At 41.0% G+C, this 22187-nt stretch carries 21 protein-coding genes; all 21 read left to right on the top strand.

Annotation, left to right across the window (positions count from 1 at the left end; genetic code table 11):
- Positions 1-65 precede the first annotated feature (65 nt).
- The gene (locus tag J2S05_RS05340) at positions 66-1733 is read left to right on the top strand and encodes a ribonuclease J (protein WP_306980574.1); all 1668 of its coding nucleotides are present in this window, start codon (positions 66-68) and stop codon (positions 1731-1733) included.
- A 336-nt stretch (positions 1734-2069) separates the two neighbouring features.
- The gene (locus tag J2S05_RS05335; protein ID WP_306980572.1) at positions 2070-2321 is read left to right on the top strand and encodes a hypothetical protein; all 252 of its coding nucleotides are present in this window, start codon (positions 2070-2072) and stop codon (positions 2319-2321) included.
- On the top strand, positions 2290-3021 hold the full coding sequence (locus J2S05_RS05330) for a ClpP family protease (RefSeq protein WP_306980570.1): 732 nt from the start codon (positions 2290-2292) through the stop codon (positions 3019-3021). Before J2S05_RS05335 ends, J2S05_RS05330 begins: the two co-directional genes overlap by 32 nt.
- The gene (locus tag J2S05_RS05325; RefSeq protein ID WP_306980568.1) at positions 3018-3239 is read left to right on the top strand and encodes a YlzJ-like family protein; all 222 of its coding nucleotides are present in this window, start codon (positions 3018-3020) and stop codon (positions 3237-3239) included. The genes J2S05_RS05330 and J2S05_RS05325 overlap by 4 nt, the downstream gene beginning before the upstream one ends.
- A gap of 118 nt (positions 3240-3357) precedes the next feature.
- Entirely contained in the window at positions 3358-5739 is a 2382-nt protein-coding gene (locus J2S05_RS05320; RefSeq protein WP_306980566.1) for an FtsK/SpoIIIE family DNA translocase, read from the top strand.
- 31 nt (positions 5740-5770) lie between these two features.
- Positions 5771-6490: a GntR family transcriptional regulator gene (locus J2S05_RS05315; RefSeq protein WP_306980564.1), complete on the top strand. Its 720-nt coding sequence runs from the start codon at positions 5771-5773 to the stop codon at positions 6488-6490.
- 146 nt (positions 6491-6636) lie between these two features.
- Positions 6637-7908, top strand: coding sequence for an EF-P 5-aminopentanol modification-associated protein YfmF (gene yfmF / locus J2S05_RS05310; RefSeq protein WP_306980562.1), 1272 nt, complete (start codon positions 6637-6639; stop codon positions 7906-7908).
- A gap of 1 nt (position 7909) precedes the next feature.
- Positions 7910-9196, top strand: a complete 1287-nt coding sequence (yfmH, locus tag J2S05_RS05305; protein WP_306980560.1) for an EF-P 5-aminopentanol modification-associated protein YfmH — start codon at positions 7910-7912, stop codon at positions 9194-9196.
- Positions 9193-9924 carry an elongation factor P 5-aminopentanone reductase gene (gene ymfI / locus J2S05_RS05300; protein WP_306980558.1) on the top strand — a complete coding sequence of 244 codons (732 nt, stop codon included), beginning with the start codon at positions 9193-9195 and terminating at the stop codon, positions 9922-9924. Before yfmH ends, ymfI begins: the two co-directional genes overlap by 4 nt.
- A gap of 76 nt (positions 9925-10000) precedes the next feature.
- Positions 10001-10249 (top strand): DUF3243 domain-containing protein, encoded by a 249-nt coding sequence (locus J2S05_RS05295; RefSeq protein ID WP_306980556.1) that lies wholly within the window; start codon positions 10001-10003, stop codon positions 10247-10249.
- 194 nt (positions 10250-10443) lie between these two features.
- Positions 10444-11229 (top strand): DUF3388 domain-containing protein, encoded by a 786-nt coding sequence (locus tag J2S05_RS05290; RefSeq protein WP_306980555.1) that lies wholly within the window; start codon positions 10444-10446, stop codon positions 11227-11229.
- A gap of 20 nt (positions 11230-11249) precedes the next feature.
- Positions 11250-12125 carry a helix-turn-helix domain-containing protein gene (locus tag J2S05_RS05285; protein WP_306980553.1) on the top strand — a complete coding sequence of 292 codons (876 nt, stop codon included), beginning with the start codon at positions 11250-11252 and terminating at the stop codon, positions 12123-12125.
- Positions 12126-12305: 180 nt separating this feature from the next.
- Positions 12306-12884: a CDP-diacylglycerol--glycerol-3-phosphate 3-phosphatidyltransferase gene (gene pgsA / locus J2S05_RS05280; protein WP_306980551.1), complete on the top strand. Its 579-nt coding sequence runs from the start codon at positions 12306-12308 to the stop codon at positions 12882-12884.
- Between the two features lie 16 nt (positions 12885-12900).
- Complete coding sequence (locus tag J2S05_RS05275; RefSeq protein WP_306980549.1) at positions 12901-14148, top strand: competence/damage-inducible protein A; 1248 nt, start codon at positions 12901-12903, stop codon at positions 14146-14148.
- A complete protein-coding gene (locus J2S05_RS05270) occupies positions 14145-15752 on the top strand; it encodes a DEAD/DEAH box helicase (RefSeq protein WP_306980548.1) in 1608 nt (535 codons plus the stop codon). Before J2S05_RS05275 ends, J2S05_RS05270 begins: the two co-directional genes overlap by 4 nt.
- Before the next feature lie 256 nt (positions 15753-16008).
- Complete coding sequence (gene recA / locus J2S05_RS05265) at positions 16009-17058, top strand: recombinase RecA (protein WP_306980546.1); 1050 nt, start codon at positions 16009-16011, stop codon at positions 17056-17058.
- 63 nt (positions 17059-17121) lie between these two features.
- Positions 17122-18111, top strand: coding sequence for a metallophosphoesterase family protein (locus J2S05_RS05260; RefSeq protein WP_306980543.1), 990 nt, complete (start codon positions 17122-17124; stop codon positions 18109-18111).
- Positions 18104-19528, top strand: coding sequence for an AAA family ATPase (locus J2S05_RS05255; RefSeq protein ID WP_306980541.1), 1425 nt, complete (start codon positions 18104-18106; stop codon positions 19526-19528). Before J2S05_RS05260 ends, J2S05_RS05255 begins: the two co-directional genes overlap by 8 nt.
- 25 nt (positions 19529-19553) lie before the next feature.
- A complete protein-coding gene (locus J2S05_RS05250; RefSeq protein WP_306980539.1) occupies positions 19554-19808 on the top strand; it encodes a hypothetical protein in 255 nt (84 codons plus the stop codon).
- Complete coding sequence (locus tag J2S05_RS05245) at positions 19798-20457, top strand: AAA family ATPase (RefSeq protein WP_306980538.1); 660 nt, start codon at positions 19798-19800, stop codon at positions 20455-20457. The genes J2S05_RS05250 and J2S05_RS05245 overlap by 11 nt, the downstream gene beginning before the upstream one ends.
- A gap of 159 nt (positions 20458-20616) precedes the next feature.
- Positions 20617-22185 carry a ribonuclease Y gene (gene rny / locus J2S05_RS05240; protein WP_306980536.1) on the top strand — a complete coding sequence of 523 codons (1569 nt, stop codon included), beginning with the start codon at positions 20617-20619 and terminating at the stop codon, positions 22183-22185.
- The last annotated feature ends 2 nt before the right edge of the window (positions 22186-22187 follow it).

The raw sequence follows: 22187 nt of genomic DNA, 5'->3' as shown, positions 1-22187 counted from the left end.
GACTATTCATAATGCCGCCGATTTTGATATGAGAAATTTGCATAAATGTATAGGAGGAAAGACCATTGTCGAAGCAGATCACTGAGAAAATTCGCGTATTTGCCTTAGGTGGAGTAGGCGAAATTGGAAAAAACATGTATGGAATTGAAGTAGACGAAGATATTATTATTGTAGATGCCGGCTTAATGTTTCCTGATGACGATATGTTAGGTGTAGATATTGTGATACCTGATGTTTCTTATTTAACGGAACAAGCTGAGCGAGTAAAAGGAATTGTGCTAACACACGGACATGAGGATCACATTGGTGGATTATCTTATGTGTTGAAAAAAGTAAATGTACCTGTTTACGGCACAAAGCTAACACTTGGACTTGTAGAAGAGAAATTAAAAGAAGCAGGCATCCTGCGTTCAGTAAAATTAAAAACGATTGATGCCAAGTCACGAATTAAGATTGGCTCTACACCGGTTTCGTTTTTCCGGACAAGCCATAGTATTCCTGATTGCGTAGGAGTATGTGTTGAAACATCACAAGGAGCAATTGTACATACTGGTGACTTTAAGTTTGACCAAACTCCTGTAGATGGTAAGCAAGCTGATATTGGTAAGATGGCGAACATTGGTCATAAAGGCGTCCTTTGTCTTCTTTCTGATAGTACAAATGCAGAACGTCCTGGTACAACAAAATCTGAATCAGAAGTTGGGGTAGGAATTACGGAAGTATTCCGTAAAACGGAAGGCCGCCTCATCGTGACGTCTTTTGCATCTAACGTACACAGAATTCAACAAATTATCGAAGCAACAGCCAAAGCCAATCGTAAGCTAGCTATTGTTGGAAAAAGTATGATTCGTGTCATTTCGATTGCTACACGTTTGGGTTATTTAGCTCCGCCAAAAGATTTAATTATCGAGCTGGATGAAGTCAACAAGTACAAGCCCGAACAATTAGTTATCTTAACAACGGGTAGCCAAGGTGAACCGATGTCTGCTTTAACGCGTATGGCAAAAGGCGCACATCGCCAAATTACGATTAATGCATACGATACAGTAATTATCGCAGCTTCTGCTATTCCTGGTAATGAAAAATCTGTTTCTGCTGTCATCGATAAGCTTCACCGCATTGGTGCAGAAGTTGTTTATGGTTCATCTAAGGTTCATGCTTCTGGACACGGAAGTCAGGAAGAACTTAAGTTAATGCTTAATTTGATGAAACCAAAATACTTCCTACCTGTTCATGGTGAAGTTCGTATGCAGCATGCGCATCGCCAACTAGGCTTAGGGGTAGGTATCCCTGATGAGAATATCTTCATCGTTGAAAAAGGCGAAGTGATTGAGTTCACAAACAAACAAGCTCGCAAAGCCAGCAAAGTTCCTTCAGGAAACGTACTAATCGATGGATTAGGTGTTGGTGATGTTGGTAATATTGTTTTACGTGATCGTAGACTTCTATCAAAAGACGGCATACTAGTTGTTGTTGTTACACTTAACAAAAAGACCGGAACCATTGAGTCAGGTCCAAATATTATTTCTCGAGGATTTGTATATGTTCGCGAATCAGAACAGCTTTTAGAAGATGCGAATGAATTAGTGAGCAATATTCTAAAAAAATGCATGTCTGAAAAAGTAAGCGAATGGTCATCGTTAAAGAGTAATGTAAGAGAAGGCTTAAGCCGCCACCTTTACGAAAAAACCAAACGACGTCCAATGATTTTACCAATCATAATGGAAGTATAATAGTAGGAAGAAAAAGGACAGCCTGATGGCTGTCCTTTTTTTGTTGAGAAGGATTGATAAAGGAAGGGGAACTTGGAAGAAAGAGCTAACATGGGAAAAAGAAGACCTAACGTGGGATAAGAGGATCTAACATGGAAAGAGGAGGATCTAACGCGGGATAAGAGGCGCTAACGTGGAAAGAGGAGGATCTAACGTGGGATAAGAGGCGCTAACGTGGAAAGAGGAGGATCTAACGTGGAATAAGAGGAGCTAACATGGAAAGAGGAGGATCTAACATGGGATAAGAGGTTCTAACATGGAAAGAGAAGGATCTAACGTGGGATCAGAGCGCCTAACATGGAGAGAGAAGGATCTAACGCGGGATCAGAGGTTCTAACATGGAAAGAGAAGGTTCTATCCAGACCCTTTCTACCTCCTCATCCATACATCCGTATTTACCTCCTCACCTATCCAATTAAATACTATCTTCGTAAATCAGTTAAATGGATCGAACGCATGATGAAAGCTGGAATCGACCATACTACGGCTATGTACACAAAGAAGGAGAGTGGATCGTGTGAGCGAGAAACGAGAACAGCAGCAGAATGATGGAAAAACGGATCAAGATGCTAAAAAAGCATCACTAGTTGAAAAAATTCAAGAACTTGGGCAGACCAATGTGCCAGAGATGGAAGGGTCCAACATTCACTGTTTAGTGGTGATAGGTCAAATTGAGGGACATATGCAATTGCCTCCACAAAATAAAACAACAAAATACGAACATATTATTCCTCAGCTCGTTGCAGCGGAACAGAATTCGAAAATTGAGGGTTTACTCATCATTTTAAACACTGTTGGTGGGGATGTTGAAGCTGGCTTAGCCATATCAGAGATGATTGCCTCTATGTCAAAGCCATCTGTTACGTTGGTGCTCGGTGGCGGTCATTCAATTGGTGTGCCTATTGCAACGGCGTCTGATTATTCCTATATTGCTGAAACGGCTACGATGACGATTCATCCAATTCGTTTAACAGGCATGGTGATCGGTGTTCCACAAACGTTTGAATACCTCGATAAAATGCAGGAACGAGTCATTCGGTTTGTGACGGCTCATTCTGATATTTCCGAAGAAAAATTTAAAGAGCTCATGTTTTCTAAGGGCAATCTAACTCGAGATATTGGAACCAATGTGATAGGAATAGACGCTGTGGAGTGCGGATTGATTAATGAAGTGGGCGGGATTGGACAAGCAATGAAGAAACTTAATCAGCTGATAGAAGATTATAAGCAAGGAGAGATCATTCAATGATCTTATATACGATGATGCCACTAGAAGAAGTGTATCCAGAGGAATCGGATGCCTTCAGTCAGCAGATGAGTATTCCTATTGGTAGTGGTCAACTAATTGTCGAGCCATTTGAAACAGGAAAATACAAAGTTGTTCGTCTAGTTTGTGGAGATTCCTCTCTTTATTTAGATCCGCGCTTCTCCCCGGGTGCAATTATAGATGCAAATCCGCTAATTTAATTGCTCGTTCTCCATCTTTAATATGCTATAATAGTAGCCATCGAATACATGATAAGCAGCCAGTCTGGCTGCTTATTCGTATACTGGATAGACGAATGGATAAAAGGGTGACCGTACTATGGCAAGACGTAAAAAGCGAAAGAAGACAAATTGGAAATCTCAGCTGACTTATGAAATTGTAGGCTTGGGATTACTTGTTATGGCGGTTGTCACACTGGCTCGACTAGGCGGTGTAGGAGAAGCCTTTGTTCGTTTGTTTCGTTTTTTTCTAGGAGAATGGTTCTTTCTTTTGGCTATCGGGCTGCTTGTTATTTCTCTGTACATTATGTTTAAGAGAACAAAGCCCACGTTTTGGTCAAGGCGTATGGCAGGTTTTTATATCGTTGTTCTCTCGCTTGCTTTACTTGGGCACTGGAGTTTATTCCGCACGCTAGGGGCAGGTGAAGGATTTGCTGACACCTCCGTCATACGTAACACCTGGGACTTGTTTTGGCTTGAAGCAAGTGGGAACAGTTCAGGTGGTGAGCTTGGAGGCGGAATGATTGGTGCCGTTGCATTTGCTGTTAGTCACTTTCTTTTTGCAAGTGGAGGAACGATCTTTTTATGTATCGTTTTAATGGTGATCGGTGTGATCCTAATTACAGGTAGATCTGTTTCTGAAATGCTTGGCAAAGGGTTTAGAAGAACCTATCTAGGTTTTGTGGATTTTATAACCTCACTCTTTAAAGAGAGCCTTCAATGGAGTAAGCAGTCACGTGAAAAGATGAAGGAAGAACGGACCTTACGTGAAGAGAAAAAGACAGAACAGAAAAATAAGGAAAAAAGTAAACCGACTAGGACGGATCGTGTTCCTTCTAGTGTGCCTGAAGAAACGTATTCAGAGGAAATTCCGGAAATTGTTGATTTCTCACAAAATGCATACCAAGACAATCATGTGAATGAGCCGACAGCAACTGTGCAGAATGAGGTTAACAAATCGAAAGACAAAGAGCCTGCAAATGAAGAAACGGTTGTGGATGATACGTTAGTCACAACCTCACTTGTAACAGCTGGAGAAACAAACGAATCGTACATATTACCTTCTTTTGAACTACTTAAGGCTGCATCCACTCCGGGGCAGCATCAAGAAAAACAACAGCTAACATCGAATGCTAGAAAGCTTGAGCAAACGTTGGATAGCTTTGGTGTGAAAGCTCGAGTGACTAAGGTTCATTTAGGACCAGCCGTTACAAAATATGAAGTGAATCCAAACATTGGTGTGAAGGTAAGTAAAATTGTTAATTTAGCTGATGATCTTGCCCTTGCTCTTGCCGCAAAGGATATTCGTATCGAAGCACCAATCCCAGGCAAATCAGCGATCGGAATCGAAGTGCCAAATAAAGAGGTGGCGATTGTCTCCTTACGTGAGGTATTAGATTCAGCGCCATCAAAGGCAGAGGAACATGTTCTTGCTGTTGGGCTTGGTCGCGATATTTCCGGGGAACCGGTGCTAGCTCCATTAAATAAAATGCCGCATTTATTAGTTGCTGGTGCAACGGGTAGTGGGAAAAGTGTATGTATTAATGGAATTATTACGAGTATCTTAATGAAAGCAAAACCTCATGAAGTAAAATTAATGATGATTGACCCTAAGATGGTTGAGTTAAATGTGTATAATGGGATACCACATCTCTTAACGCCAGTAGTGACAGAGCCTAAAAAAGCGTCTCAAGCTTTGAAAAAGGTTGTTGCGGAAATGGAACGTCGCTATGATTTATTTTCACATAGTGGAACAAGGAATTTGGAAGGCTATAATGAATTAATAAGAAAACAAAATGAAGCTGGAGACGCGAAGCAACCGTTTCTCCCGTACATTGTTGTGATTGTAGACGAGTTAGCTGACCTTATGATGGTTGCATCTGGTGACGTGGAAGATTCCATTGCACGACTTGCGCAGATGGCAAGAGCTTCTGGAATTCATATGATTATTGCTACGCAAAGGCCATCAGTTGACGTTATTACAGGGGTTATTAAAGCAAACATTCCTTCTCGGATTGCTTTTGGAGTTTCCTCTCAGACAGACTCAAGGACGATCTTGGACTCTGGTGGAGCGGAGAAGTTATTAGGTCGCGGCGATATGTTGTACTTGCCGGTTGGAGCAAATAAACCAACACGAATTCAAGGCGCGTTCTTATCAGATGAAGAAGTAGAGGACATTGTGAGTTTTGTAATATCACAACAAAAAGCACAATATCAAGAGGAAATGACACCAACTGAAGAGGTGGAAGCACCAAAACAAGAAGTGCAAGATGAGCTCTATTCTTCTGCAGTTGATCTTGTTGTTGAAATGAATACAGCTTCTGTTTCCATGTTACAGCGTAGATTTCGCATTGGTTATACGCGAGCAGCTAGGTTAATTGATGAAATGGAATTACGTGGAGTAGTAGGGAAGTATGAAGGAAGTAAACCGCGTGAAGTGTTAATTTCAGCCAATCCAGAGGATGAAGCATCTTCGTCTTAGGCTGTGAAGAAGATGAATGGGGGGAGAGACTGTGATCAAAACTGATTACAGACCGCTATATTTGCAAGTTATAGATAAGCTTCGTCAAGACATAGAGAAATATGAAGAGGGAAGGCAGCTTCCTTCTGAATTTGAATTAGCTAAATTATTAGGTGTGAGTCGAGCCACTTTGCGTGAAGCACTCCGGCTATTGGAAGATGAAGGTCTTTTGGTCAGAAGGCATGGAGTGGGGACATTTGTGAATGCAAAACCGATGCTCTCGGCAGGCATAGAGGAATTATCGAGTGTAACAGATATGATTAAAAAAGCGAATATGGAACCGGGGACCATTTTTCTATCTGATTCCGTTCAAGAAGCCACTGAACAAGATCAAGAGTTATTTAAACAACGTGATCTGGATCAAGTATTTCAAGTGGAACGTCTTCGGACGGCAGATGATGTACCTGTCGTTTATTGTCTTGATCGTGTGCCTTATCATCTTCTTTCTAATCGTTCTGTACATGAAACAAAGTCGCTTTTTCAGTTTTTAAGTGAAATTGGAAAAACGATCACCTATGCTGTAACGTATATAGAACCTATAGGCTATCACGAAACGGTGTCTGAACTGCTCGAATCGGATGCTGGATCTGCATTGCTTCTTCTTAATCAAACTCATTATGATCAACATGATCAACCAATCTTATATTCACAAAATTACTTTCGCGCTGATAAGTTTAAATTTCATGTTCTCCGAAAACGATTTATGTCGTAAGCTTTACCCAACCGATTCAATGAAATCGGTTGGTTTTTTTGCGTGTTGAAGCCTTGGGGAGGCATGAATGATTCCTTAATATGGTATACTAGAAGGATATGCAGGCTTGCATTTTACGGCTTAAATTGAGAGGGATGAGTGCTAATATGGAACAAAAAGAACAAGTATTTGACCATCATGGCATCCACGTGCATGTGATGAAGACAGATAAGTATAAAACAACAACAATCATGGTAATGCTTCGTGCGCCACTTGAAAAAGAAACGGTTTCACTTCGAGCGTTATTGCCTCATGTTCTTCAAGGCGGAACGAAACAATGGCCATCACGTCAAAAACTACGAGTTCATTTGGACGATTTGTACGGAGCGCGTCTTAGTGGAGATGTTCGTAAAAGTGGTGAACAACATGTTATGACGTTTTTTATGGATGTAGCGAATGAACGCTATTTACGTGATACAGATTCGTTGCTTCAGCAAGCTTTAGATGTCCTTTCTGACGTATTGCTTCATCCGCATACAGAGGCAGGCGCATTTGTACCTGAAGTGGTAGAGACCGAGAAAAGAACATTAATTCAACGCATTGAGTCTGTGTATGATGATAAAATGCGTTACGCCAATATGAGGGCAACAGAGGTCATGTGTGAGGGAGAGGCCTATGCAATTCCTGCATTCGGAGATCGCAGTGGGGTTGAGGCTATCACACCAAAAGCGCTTTATGATTACTATCAGAAGCTTTTGCAAACAGACAACATAGACCTGTATGTAGTAGGAGATGTAGACGAGAAAGTAGTCACAGATCAAATTCACCAAGCTTTTCAATTAAACCAGTCAAACAGCCATGAAAAAGCGGTTCCTTCTAAATCTCCTTCTGTCAAAGACGTTAAAGTGGTGGCAGAGGCACAAGAGATTAAACAAGGTAAGTTGAACATTGGATTTCGAACCCACACTCACTACGGGGACTCAGATTATGCAGCTATGCAGGTCTTTAACGGGTTATATGGTGGCTTTACACACTCCAAGCTGTTTGTAAATGTTCGTGAAAAAGAGAGTCTTGCTTATTATGCAGCCTCACGATTAGAAAGTCATAAAGGCATATTAATGGTGATGGCTGGAATTGAGTTTGCGAAATATGATCGAGCGGTTGAAATCATTCAGGAACAATTTGATTTGATGAAACAGGGTGATTTCACTGATGAAGAGATCGATCAAACAAAATCCATGCTTCGAAACCAGTTGCTTGAGGCGTCTGATTCGGCTTCTGGACAAATTGAATTAAATTACCGTCAAGTCTTGAGTGGTGCTTCAGGGTCAATTGAAGACTTACTTCAACAAATTGATGAAGTCAGTAAGCAAGAAATCATAGAGGCTGCAAAAAAATGTGAGTTAGACACGATCTATTTCTTGAAGGGAGATGAATAGAATGAATCAAGTACCGTTTAAGCAATTAAACGAAACCTTTTATCATGAAACCTTAGATAATGGACTTCATGTCTATATTCTTCCAAAAGAAGGTTTTAATAAAACATTCGCCACGTTTACAACAAAATATGGGTCTATTGATAATCGATTTGTACCGATTGATGGAGACGAAGAACGACTTGTACCAGATGGCATCGCTCATTTTTTGGAGCATAAAATGTTTGAAGATGAGAATGGTGATGTTTTTCATGACTTTAGTCGACAAGGGGCTTCGGCAAATGCCTTCACCAGCTTTACGAGTACGGCATACTTATTCTCAAGCACATCTAATGTCCCTAAGAACTTAGAGACGTTAGTTGATTTTGTGCAACATCCTTATTTTACGGAGGAAAGCGTGGAGAAGGAGAAGGGTATCATTAATCAGGAGATTACGATGTATGATGATAACCCTGACTGGAGACTGTATTTTGGTGTGATTGAAAACCTTTTTGTCCATCACCCTGTCAAAATTGATATTGCTGGTACCATTGAATCGATTTCACACATAACAAAGGATTGGCTTTACACGTGTTACCATACCTTCTATCACCCGAGCAACATGTTGTTATTTGTAGTGGGACCGGTTGATCCAGAAGAAGTGATGAAGCAAGTTAAAGCAAACCAAGCAGGAAAAAGCTTTGCGCCTCCACAGGATATTAAACGCTTTTTTGATCAGGAACCAGAACACGTTGCCAAGGAAAAATCGATTATTCGTATGCCTGTTCAAGCACCAAAATGTCTTGTTGGAATTAAAGAAATCGGTACTGAGCGTCAAGGCAAGGACCTTTTGAAACGTGAACTAGGCATCAAGATTATTTTAGATTTGATGTTTGGTCAAAGCTCAGGTAATTATCAGACGCTGTATCAGTCTGGTTTAATTGACGATAGCTTTTCTTACGAATACACAGGAGAAGGTGGTTTCGGGTTTACGATTATTGGAGGAGATTCGCCGGACCCAGACAAACTGGCTGATCAAATTAAAGAGATGATTCAGGCGTTTGTAGCAGCAGAGATCGATCAAACAAGCATGGAACGTGCCGTGAAGAAAAAGATTGGTTCATTCTTACGATCATTAAACTCACCTGATTTTATTGCGACTCAATTTACACGTTATCAATTTAATCAGATGAATTTATTTGATGTGGTACCAGTCCTTGAATCCTTTACAAAGGAAGACCTAGAGACAATCCTTCAAGATCATTTTCAACTCTCAAGGTCAACGGTTTGCCAAGTAAGAGCCGAGAGTTGAGTGTAGCGAATGCACATATTTTAATAACGGGTGCATCAGGAGATATTGGATCAGCTATCGCAAAAAAAATTGCCAAACCAGGTGTGACAATGTATTTGCATTATTGTCATCACAAAGAATCTGTTGAGCAGACGCAACAAGATTGTGTAAGCCAAGGTGCTGATGCAGTGATCATTCAAGCAGATTTGTCTCATGAGCACGGTTCAAGCCGTCTCCTTGAGCAGGTAGCTGGTTCGATTGATATTCTGATTCATACAGCGGGCCATTCATTAGAGGGGCTTTTAACAGATGTAGGAGACCAAGAGCTTTCGGAGCTTATGACGGTCCATTTGTTAAATCCCATCAAAATCACACGACAACTGCTACCGGCAATGATTAGAAAACAATCTGGTAAAATCATTGCGATTACGTCTATATGGGGAGTCACGGGTGCTTCCTATGAAGTCGCTTATTCAGCAGCAAAGGGTGGAATGAATAGCTTTGTAAAAGGCTTAGCTAAAGAAGTGGCTCCAAGTGGCATTCAAGTGAATGCTGTGGCACCTGGAGCTATTGATACCAAGATGATGCAAACCTATAATTCGGAGGATCTGCGACTCATTAAAGAGGAAATTCCAGCTGGGAAATTAGGCTCGCCAGAAGATATTGCGAATGCTGTTGAGTTTTTAGCTAGTTCTGGTTCTAGTTATATCAATGGACAAATCATTGAAATTAATGGTGCTTGGCATTAAGAACAAAATTCTCTGTATAAAATTGTACAAATAACGAATGCTAATTGCGTAGTACAATAAAAGGAGGAATCTAACGATGTCAGTTGTTGATAACTGGGACCACTGGAAAGAATTTTTAAATGTACGTTTGGATCAAGCTCAGGATAAAGGCTTATCTGAAGGAGTTATTTCAGATGTGGCGTATCAAGTTGGTGAATACCTTGCAAGTCAAGTAGAGCCAAAGAATGAACAGGAACGGGTTCTAGCTGAACTTTGGCAAGTAGCAGATGAAGAAGAACAGCACGCCATTGCAAACATGATGGTTAAACTGGTTGATCACAAATAGTCATATGTTTTTAAGGTGCCGCATATAATAAGAGCGGCGCCTTTTTTTCTATATGATTGTAAGCTATGTCTAAATAAAATAAATTGCATCTATAAAATCCTTTCAATTGCGTTAAAAATCCATTATCATTAACAAAAGTAGTGAAATTTTTAGCTTAATTTGTCAGATCATATGATTGACCACTCTTTGATTAGATGAGGCGGTGTTGTAGTGTGAAGGAATGGTATTTTGAGTATCAATTATTAGAAAACAGACCAGGGATTCTGGGTGATATTTCTTCTTTATTAGGAATGCTCTCTATTAACATTATGACGATTAACGGAATTGACGACAGCCGACGTGGGATGTTGCTAAGTAGCGACAATGATGACCAGGTTGAGCGATTTAAATCCATTTTACATACGATTGGAAGTGTCTCAGTCACCAAGTTTCGTGAACCAAGAGTGCGAGACCGTTTGGCGATTAGACACGGACGTTACATTGAAAGAGATGCAGCTGAAAGAAAGACATTTCGGTTTATCCGACGTGAGCTGGGTCTTTTGGTTGATTTTATGGCTGAAATGTACAAGCGTGAGGGCCATTATTTAGTAGGGATACGAGGTATGCCTCGTGTAGGTAAAACCGAATCTGTGGTCGCAGCAAGTGTATGTGCGAATAAACGCTGGTCATTCATATCGTCAACGTTACTTCGGCAGACTGTGCGTAGTCAGCTAGCTGAAGATGAGCTCGGCGGAGACCATATATTTATTATTGATGGAATTGTGTCAACGATGAGATCAACAGAGAAGCATAGAACGTTAGTTGCTGAAGTAATGAGGCAACCAGTGGTGAAGGTTGTTGAACATCCAGATATTTTTGTCAGAGAAACGGAATATGAACTCAAGGATTTTGACTGCATAATTGAATTGCGTAATGATGAGAATGAAAAAATCACCTATGATGTAGTCGAGCCTGGATTCTCTTCCTTTGATATAAGCTAAAGGTGTAGGTAGGTGGAAAGATGTCAGATTTAGGATTGCAATTAAAGCAAGCACGCGAAGAGAAACAACTTTCTCTTGAGGATTTACAACGAACGACAAAAATTCAAAAAAGATATTTAGTGGCAATTGAAGAAGGACGATTCGATTCATTGCCTGGGTTGTTTTATGCAAGAGCATTTGTGAAGACGTATGCTGAAGCCGTAGGGTTAGACGCAACGGAGCTGTTAGAGCAACATAAAAATGAATTACCACAGCCAAGTAAAGATGCAGAGAATATCCCGTCTAGGTCAGAACGACGAAAACCTGTATCGAGTCCACCACAACGAAAATCACGTGCATCTTCTATTTTGCCCGTTGTAGCAGTTGTCGTCTTTATCATTATCATTGCAGCAGGTATTTCGCTGTTTAGGAGTCAGTTCTTAAACTCAGAAGACCCAGCTGATTCTGAACCAGACTCTCCAATAGAGGTTGAACTTGGAGAAACGCCTGAACCAGAAGAGGAAGATCCAGCTCCTGTTGAAGAGGGTGAGGAAGCGGGTAATGATGAAGAAAGTGAAGAGCCTGAACCGGAAGAAGAGCCGACAAGTGAGTTAACACTTAATGATAGTACTGGTAATACGTCTTCGTTTGATCTAGAGGCATCTGAGTTTGAACTGACGATTGAATTCAGTGGTGACTGTAGTGCAGATATTCGAAATGCAGATGGAGACTTTATTGTGTCATCCGGACTGTTTAGTGAAGGTGATGAAATATCTGAGGATTATAGTGACGAAGAGTCCATCCTAATTAACTTAGGTGCTTCTCAGAATGCTACAGTGTTTATTAATGGTGAAGAGGTAGACATGCCGCTTGATCTTGTTCATCAAAAGCTCGAAATTACGTATAATGCCGAATAAAACATGGTCGTTCCTGTTTCTAACAGGGGCGACTTTTTTAACTCTACTCAATAAGGGTGGCTATACTTGAATGTTTGTAGGGAGGATATGATACAATAATGAAACGGTTATCTCTTATCTGAACCAGAGAGAAGAGAATAAAAATGATAAAGAACTTTGCTTAAGAAAGAAGGGCCTATTTTGAATCTGCCAAACAAAATTACGATTTCTCGCATTTTATTAATTCCAGTTTTTATGTTGTTCTTGTTAATTGATTGGCCATTTGGTGTCATTGAATTTTACGGAACTGAACTTGCTGTCTCAGATTTAATTGCAGCTCTTATCTTCATTTTTGCATCAGCAACAGATTGGCTCGATGGCTATTTTGCTCGAAAATTAAACCTGATTACAAATTTCGGGAAATTCCTTGATCCTTTAGCTGACAAACTACTTGTTACAGCGGCGCTTATTGGACTAGTGGAGTCTGGAGTAGTTGCAGCTTGGATGGTTATTGTCATCCTAAGTCGTGAATTTGCAGTGACGGGGATTCGTCTGGTAGCTGCGGCGGACGGTGATGTGATTGCGGCTAGTCAGTTAGCAAAATGGAAAACCACAGCTCAGATTATTGCCATCTCAGCTTGTTTGCTACATAATGTTCCATTTGCGGCGTTATCGATCCCATTTGATCAAATTATGATTTGGATTGCGACGATTTTAACGATTATTTCCGGAGTTGATTATTTTATTAAAAGTAAGCATGTGCTTTTAAAATCGAAATGATACGGGGGAAAGTTAAATGAATGCTGAAATTATTGCCGTAGGATCAGAGCTTTTACTTGGACAAATTACAAATACAAACGCACAGTATCTTTCAAAGCAACTGGCTGAAATAGGCGTTGATGTGTACGTACATACAGTTGTTGGTGATAATGAAAAAAGACTTGCCGAGTCGTTAGAGCTTGCCAGTGAACGAGCGGATCTTGTCATTCTGACAGGCGGGCTTGGACCAACAAAAGATGATCTAACAAAACAAACAGCTGCTATTTTCTGCGGGCGTACATTAGTTCATGATGAAGCTGCTTTGGAATCGATTACGTCCTATTTTGAGAAACGTAATCGTCCAATGTCTCCAAACAATAGGAAACAAGCGCTTGTCATTGAAGGGTCAACTGTATTAACAAACCATACAGGTATGGCTCCAGGAATGTATCTTGAAACAGAGAAATGTAAGCTAGTTTTGATGCCTGGTCCTCCTAGAGAGCTTCAACCGATGTTTGAGATGGAGTTGAAACCAAAGCTATTAGATGGCTCAGGAACAGCGATTACATCCCGAGTGCTTCGCTACTTCGGAATTGGTGAGTCTCAGCTTGAAACAGATCTTGAAGATCTTATTGATGCGCAAACAAATCCAACCATTGCTCCTCTGGCTAGTCATGGTGAGGTTAAACTTCGACTGACAGTTAAACATACGGATGCCAATGAAGCTGAACGGCTATTAGATGAGACAGAACGTCTAATTCAAGACCGAGTAGGCGAGCATTTTTATGGCTATGGAGAAATTGGTCTCATGGAGCAATTAGTGATTCAGTTGAAGAAGGCTGGATTAACGATTTCAGCCGCAGAAAGTTTTACTGCTGGCCTCTTTACATCTGGACTAACAGCTTTTAAAGGAACTTCAGCTATTTTTAATGGAGGAATCTCAGCTTATTCAGCTGAGGTGAAGGAAAACTTATTACAAGTGTCGAAAGAAACCATTAAGCAGAGTGGGGTAGTAAGTGAAGCATGTGCAGTTGAAATGGCAAGTAATGTCCGGAAGATCATGTCCGCTGATATTGGTGTTTCTTTTACTGGAGTGGCAGGTCCTGATGCTCAAGAAGGGAAAGATCCCGGAACGGTCTTTATCGGTATTGCGGGATTTGATCAGCAAACGGTCGTTTTTCCAATTCAGTTAAGCGGAAATCGCCAAGCCATTCGAGAACGTGCTGTTAAGTATAGCTGCTTCTACTTGTTGAACGAACTTAAAAGGTGGAATGCAACACAATGACTTATTTTAAAGACTTTCAGATTTCTGAAGCAATTAAACGAGCCATTGAGGAAATGGGTTTTGAAGAACCATCTCCGATTCAAGAAAAGGCTATTCCAGTCATACTTGAAGGTGGAGATGTCATCGGTCAGGCGCAGACCGGAACAGGTAAAACGGCCGCTTTTGGTATTCCAATTGTTGATAAGGTTTCAAACGAGCCTTATGTTCAAGCCTTAATATTGACTCCAACTAGGGAGCTTGCGGTTCAAGTCTCTGGAGAGCTCCAGAAACTTTCCGTTCATAAACGGATCCGAACTCTTCCGATCTATGGAGGTCAGTCAATTGGCCATCAAATCCGTGCATTGAATCAAGGTGTTCACGTAGTTATTGGTACACCGGGACGTATTCTAGACCATCTGCGTCGCCAAACATTAAAGCTAGACCGGGTTCATACGGTTGTGCTAGATGAAGCAGATGAAATGCTTGACATGGGGTTTGTAGAAGACATTGAATCGATCCTCAGTCAGGTTAATACAAAAAGACAGACATTACTTTTTTCGGCAACCATGCCGCAAGCAATCCGGAAGCTATCTACAAAATATATGAGTCATCCAAAAACCGTCACGATTAACAAAGGAGAAGTGACAGCTCCTTTAATTGAGCAAAGATACTTTAAAGTGCTTGAGCGCAATAAAGTGGATTCACTTTGCCGGATTATTGACAGTGACGAGGTGGAGCTCGGTATTCTCTTTTGTCGAACAAAAAAAGGGGTAGCAGAATTAACGGAAGCTTTGCAGGCACGTGGTTATTTAGCAGATGGTTTACATGGTGACCTGTCTCAGTCGCAACGTGATGATGTGATGAAGAAGTTTAGAGATTCCTCTATTGAATTTCTCATTGCTACAGATGTAGCGGCACGTGGAATTGATGTTCAAAATGTTAGTCATGTAATTAACTATGACATTCCACAGGATCCTGAGAGCTATGTTCACAGAATTGGTCGAACAGGTCGAGCGGGTCGAACAGGTCTCGCCTTAACATTAGTGACACCTCGAGAAATGAAGCATTTACGTTCGATTGAACATGAGATTAAGATGACGATCCCTTCTCATGCTGTTCCAACACTTGAGGATGTTGTTTTTAAACAACAAAGCTCGTGGAAGAAGCTTGTGATGGATACCATTGATTCAAAAGGGAACGATCGAGAGTTATTTGATCCTTTGGTCAATGAGCTTCTAAATGAATATTCAGGAGAGGATGTTGTCAGGGCTTTGCTTCAGCTTCATTTCTCGTCAGATTCAAGTAAAGACGAACCTGGATATCAGTTTGGTGAGACAGGTGGAGCAGCCGGCATGATCCGATTCTTTATTAATGTCGGGCGTAACGTCAAACTCAACCCCAAGATCGTCTCCGATGAAATTGCTAAATTGGTTGGCATTCCAACTAAAAGCATCGGCCGTATCGATGTGTTTGACAACTTTACGTTTGTAGATGTCCCCGAGGAATCTGCACCTTTTGTATACGAAGCGTTACGCCATTCTCGTCTAAATGGAGCAAAAGTGAATCTTGAACCAGCTAAACCTCGTCCGAAACGGACAAATCGACACCAAACACCTCCGAAATAACATGTGAAGATGCAGTTTTAATGATAAGGCTGCATCCTTCTTATTCTTTCAATCCTCTCTTTTGAAAAAAACCACCACTCATTCCACCTAATTATGACCCCACTCTGCCTGCTTGAAAAAAATACGAATAAATGTTCGGTTTTCTATTGGCAAATCTCAAAAAACGAGTTATGATAGAACAGTAGATTGAAAGAAGAACGTAAGTGATGAATGAACAAACAATAATAATTTGAGCTTATATAGAGGAGAGATTGCTATGAGTGACCGTAAAGCAGCATTAGATATGGCTCTGCGCCAAATAGAAAAACAATTTGGTAAAGGTTCTATTATGAAATTAGGAGATCAGACCGATCAGCGAATCGCCACAATCTCAAGTGGATCACTTGCTTTGGATATTGCATTAGGAGTGGGTGGGTACCCACGTGGACGTATTATCGAGGTATACGGACCTGAATCGTCTGGTAAAACCACCGTATCTCTTCACGCGATTGCTGAAGTTCAAGCTAATGGTGGGACGGCTGCATTTATTGATGCTGAGCATGCTCTTGATCCTGTCTATGCGCAAAAGCTTGGTGTTAATGTAGAAGAATTACTTCTTTCACAACCAGACACAGGAGAACAGGCTTTAGAGATTGCTGAGGCACTTGTTCGTAGTGGAGCTGTGGATATCGTTGTCATTGATAGTGTGGCTGCCCTTGTTCCAAAGGCAGAAATTGAAGGGGATATGGGAGATAGTCACGTAGGTTTGCAAGCTCGCTTGATGTCTCAGGCTCTTCGTAAACTTTCAGGTGCGATCAGCAAGTCCAAAACGATTGCCCTATTTATTAACCAAATCCGTGAGAAAATCGGTGTGATGTTCGGTAACCCGGAAACAACACCAGGTGGTCGTGCACTGAAGTTTTATTCATCTGTTAGACTAGAAGTACGTCGTGCAGAGACACTTAAGCAAGGCAATGAGATGGTCGGGAACAAGACACGAATTAAGGTTGTAAAAAATAAAGTAGCTCCTCCATTTAAACAGGCAGAAGTTGATATCATGTATGGAGAAGGAATCTCGAAGCAAGGTTCTGTTCTTGATATCGCTGCTGAGTTAGATATCATCTTAAAAAGTGGAGCATGGTATTCCTTTAAGGAAGAACGAATTGGACAAGGACGAGAAAATTCTAAGATTTTCTTGAAAGAAAACACAGAAATGATGGATGAGATTGAAGGGCTTATTCGGGCTCATCACGGCTTAGATGGCCAAGTGAATGTACCTGCTCCAAAAGAAGAAGACTTTGAAGATGTTCCATTGGATCTAAAATAAAATAGCTAGCTGAATAAGCACCGTATTGGTGCTTATTCTTTTCAGTTTGAGGTGAAAAAATAGATGAAATTTCTATATTTTACGGATACACATATCAGGGGAACAACCCCAAAAAACAGACTAGACAGCTTCTCGGAAACAATCAAAGAAAAGTTGACAGAAGTAATGTCCATTGCTGAGAAAGAACAAGTAGATTTGATGCTACATGGTGGAGATGTGTTTGATCGTCCGGATTTGTCTCCAAATGTAGTTGGTCAGTTTGCGAAGTTATTTCGAGCAGTAAATATCCCGATTTATGCGATTTCGGGCAATCATGATACGTTTGGTCATAATCCAGAGACGATTTCTCGAACGATGTTAGGTTTGCTAGATTCGTTTGGGATTATGACAATCATTCATCCAAATGAACCATTGGTTATTGAGAAGGATGGAGTGAAGGTTCAGATATCTGGACAACCTTATCACTATGATCTAGATCAACGGGATGTAAAGCTAGATTATTATCCTCTTAATCAACACAATGCTGATTTTATGATTCACCTTGTTCATAGTATGTTAGTAGAAAAGGCACTACCAGAAGGCATTCCTCACACGTTAGTGGATCATATTTGGACAACACCAGCTGACGTGATTTTGACTGGTCACTTCCATGGAGGTTTTGGGATAAAAGAACGAGACGGGAAATTCATCTGTAACCCAGGAGCTATTTCTCGGATAAACAACCATTGGATGGAACTTAATCGAATGCCTAAGGTAGTGATTGGAGAAGTAACAAAAGAAGGGATTACACTAAAAGAACGAGTATTAACCACGGCAAAAAAAGGCGAAGAAGTACTTGATCGTTCATATGTGGAAAAGGCATTAAATCAAGAAGAAAAATTAAATGCTTTTGTTCAGCAGGTGAAGGAGCAAAGTGATTTTAAAAATCTACATATGAATGATATTATTCGTGAGCTTGCATCCCTATCAAGCGTAGAGGAGCGGGTCAAACAGGAGGCTCTTCGTCGCATGACTCAGGTGGAAGAGAGCTGGGGAGGTGACATGGATGAGTAAAATCACCGATGTACGACTTGAAAATTTTCAGTCGCATCTCGATTCTAGATTTTCATTTACAGATGGACTTAATGTATTAATTGGTCAATCTGACAGTGGGAAAACGGCTGTTATCCGTGGCATTCGATGGGCATTGTTTAACCAACCAAGAGGTACAGACTTTATTCGTGCTGGCAGTGATTTTGTAAGAGTGACGGTACAGTTTGATAACGGGAATAAAGTGATTCGTGAACGTACCTCTTCTAAAAACCGTTATATGATTGAAAAAGCTGGAGAGCCGCAACAGGTATTTGAAAGTTTTGGTCAGCACGTTCCCGAAGAGGTTTTGCAGCTTCATGGTATGCGAGCTCTTAAGATTGATCGAGACCACGAATTGACGATTCATCTGGCACAACAGCTTGATGGTCCGTTTTTACTCGAACAACCAGGATCTATGAGAGCCAAAACGATAGGTCGTATTAGTGGAGCTCACTTTTTAGATGCTGCGATTCGCGATACATCAAGAGACTTAAGCTCCTTAAATCAAAGCAAACGTTGGAGTGAAGAACAGACGGAGAACCTCCAACAAGAACTGGAGCCCTATAAGGATATCGTTACAACAGGCCAAAAGCTTCAACAAGCCTATAGTGAACTAGAAGAGATAACAACGAAACAGACTGCGTTAGAGACTCTTCAAGATAAACAAAAGACGTTACAAACAAATACAGAGTCCATTCATGAAGTCAAACGTCAACTGCAAGCTGTAGCAGAACTCCCTAAAATCGATCAGCTGTTTCAAACCATACAAACGACGACCATGCGTCTTACTGCTTTTACTAAACTAAGGGATCAATATCAAAGTTATGAGCAACAAACCGAGCGAGTTAAACAACAGCTGGAATCAACAAAAGAAATTGAACAAGCAGAACTCACACGTCGTAAGAGTGAGGAATTAGAGACAAGGCGTAGTAAGCTTGCCTATCTTAATAAACAGTTCATGAAGCTGCTTCAGGTGAAAGCAAAAGCAGAGAACGTGATGGAACAAACGACATTTGTACAAGAGATTGATACAAATTGGCAGGAAGACATGAAACAGTTGGAACAAAAGCGCCAACGGCTATCCCTCCTATCTGATCAATATCAACAGTTACAAAAGCAGTTAGTAGAACAGCGTACCCGTGCGCAAAAAACGATCGAAGTAGAAAAACTCAGCCCTACCATAGATCACATTCAGACAAATCTTCAAACCTATCAGCAGATGTATTCAAAGCAAAAAGAGTATACGGATATTAAGAAACGAATCATAGAAGGCAACCAATTTGTCGAGAACAAAAAACAAGAAATGAACACTCTTCAGTCTCGATATGAGGAATTACTAAAAAAAGACGGGATTTGCCCAACTTGTGGACAAGTGATTCAACATAGCCATTCACATTAATTTTGATATAAAGGGGAGCTAGACTATGAATCAAATCGAACAGGATTTAAAAAAAATGAAGCAAGCCATTGATCAAGCGAGAGATGTTAGATACCGTGCTGAGGCAAAGCTTGAAGAGCTTGAGAATCAGAAAGAACGAATCCTTAAGGAATTGGAAGAGCTGGGTGTCGAGCCAGAAGGCTTAGATCAGGAGATTAGTAGGCTAGAGACGGAGATTCAGCAAGCTATGGAGAAGACGTGGACATTAATTCCAAAAGAGTTGATCCGTCATGAGTCGTGAGAAAATCGCTGAGCTTCAACAATCCTTAAAACAAGCACATGATACGTGGACAAGGCTTGATGCACGTAGGCAAGTGTTAACCGATCAATTAGAACAAGCGGAAGCCAAATTAAATGAGTACCTGGATACGATTGATGTATATGAAAAAGCACGAGTGTTACTACAGCAATCTGCAGAATATGCGCGAGAGCAAGCCAGGCAACAAATGGAGACACTTGTTACAAATGCTCTTCAATATGTATTCGGTCCATTGTTCTTTTTCCAGATTGAGCTAGAGGAGCATGGGAATCGTACAGTAGCAGAGTTTTACGTTACGACAGAATATGAAGGGATTCAGGTGAAAACCAAACCTCAAGATTCTCGTGGGGGCGGAGTCGTTGATATCGTTACGTTAGCTTTACGTGTTGCATTAATGGAAACCGTTCAACCTAAAGTGAGTGGACCCCTGATTCTTGATGAACCTGGAAAACATGTTTCAAATGAATATGTGTATTACTTATATGAGTTTCTGAAATCTCTAAGTACGATGTTTGGTAGACAAATTATAATGGTAACGCATAACCACCATTTAACGGAGTCTGCAGACCGAGCATTTGACGTGTCTATTCGCGATGGTATTAGTGAAGTTACGCCTATTTCCACAGCTTGACATCAAGGGTAGTGCACTTTACAATTAAGACATGGAGCGGCTTTTATTTTTACCTTTTTATTCCCGCTTTCATGTATGGAACTTAAGATTACTATTAAAGAGATCTATGCAAAACTGAGTTATTGAACCAACAATTAGATAGCAAGAGGAGGTGAAAAAATGAATATACCACTGTATATTCTCATCCTCATTATACTTGTTGTCTCTGCATTAGGTGCAGTTGTTGGATATCTTGTTCGAAAATCCATTGCAGAAGCGAAGATCGTGAGCGCCGAGCATGCTGCGAATCAACTTGTAGAAGATGCAAAACGTGATGCTGAAGCGAATAGGAAAGAGGTCATTCTTGAAGCAAAGGATGAAGTTCATACTCTTCGAACAGAAGCGGAACGTGAGGTTCGTGAACGTAGGAATGAGATTCAAAAACAAGAGCATCGTTTGGTACAAAAAGAAGAGATTCTAGACCGAAAAAGCGAAACCTTCGATAAAAAAGAAGATTCTTTGGAGAAAAGGGAGGAATCTCTCACCAAAAAACAACGACAAATTGAAGAGATGAACAGTAGAGTGGATGAGCTCATTAAAAAGCAACAGCTTGAGCTTGAGCGTATATCTGGTATGAGTCGTGAGGAAGCGAAACTATCTGTTCGATCAGAGGTTGAGCAGGAGATTGCACATGAAACAGCTGTTCTGATTAAAGAACGATTGTCCCAAGCAAAAGAAGAGGCAGACAAAAAGGCAAGAGAATTGCTTTCGTTAGCGGTTCAACGTTGTTCTGCTGATCATGTAGCTGAGACAACAGTTTCTGTTGTAAACCTTCCAAATGACGAAATGAAAGGGCGGATTATTGGTCGTGAAGGTCGTAATATCAGAGCGCTTGAGACATTAACAGGTATTGATCTCATTATTGATGATACACCTGAAGCTGTTATTCTCTCTGGATTTGATCCAATCCGTCGCGAAATTGCCCGTACTGCTCTTGAGAAGTTAGTTCAAGATGGACGAATTCACCCAGCACGTATCGAGGAGATGGTTGATAAGTCTCGACGTGAGGTGGATGAAGCGATTCGTGAATATGGTGAGCAGACTTCATTTGAAATGGGTATTCATGGTTTACATCCAGATTTAATTAAGATCCTTGGACGCTTGAAATTCCGCACAAGTTATGGACAAAATGTCCTTAAGCATTCCGTTGAGGTTGCGCACTTAAGTGGATTGATGGCAGCTGAGCTGGGTGAAGACGTGAAGCTTGCAAAACGTGCTGGTCTTCTTCACGACATTGGGAAAGCGATTGACCATGAAGTGGAAGGAAGCCATGTTGAAATTGGAGTGGAGCTCGCTACGAAGTATAAGGAGCATCCTGTTGTCATTAATGCCATTGCTTCTCACCACGGAGATACGGAGTCTACATCGGTGATTTCAACCCTTGTTGCTGCAGCAGATGCTTTATCAGCAGCTCGCCCAGGCGCAAGACGCGAAACACTTGAGACGTATATTCGTCGTTTAGAGAAGCTTGAAGAGATCTCTGAGTCATTTGAAGGTGTAGAAAAAACCTACGCGATTCAAGCAGGACGAGAGGTACGGATTATGGTTCGCCCTGATCTGGTAGACGACATTCTTGCACATAAACTGGCAAGAGATATTACAAAACGAATTGAAGATGAACTTGACTATCCAGGACACATTCGGGTAACGGTTATCCGAGAAACAAGGGCAGTTGAGTATGCGAAGTAAAG

The organism is Alkalicoccobacillus murimartini (assembly GCF_030813245.1).
GTDB lineage: Bacteria > Bacillota > Bacilli > Bacillales > Bacillaceae_D > Alkalicoccobacillus > Alkalicoccobacillus murimartini.
Note: the sequence above shows the minus strand (reverse complement) of the source record. Positions and strands in the feature narration are given on the sequence as shown.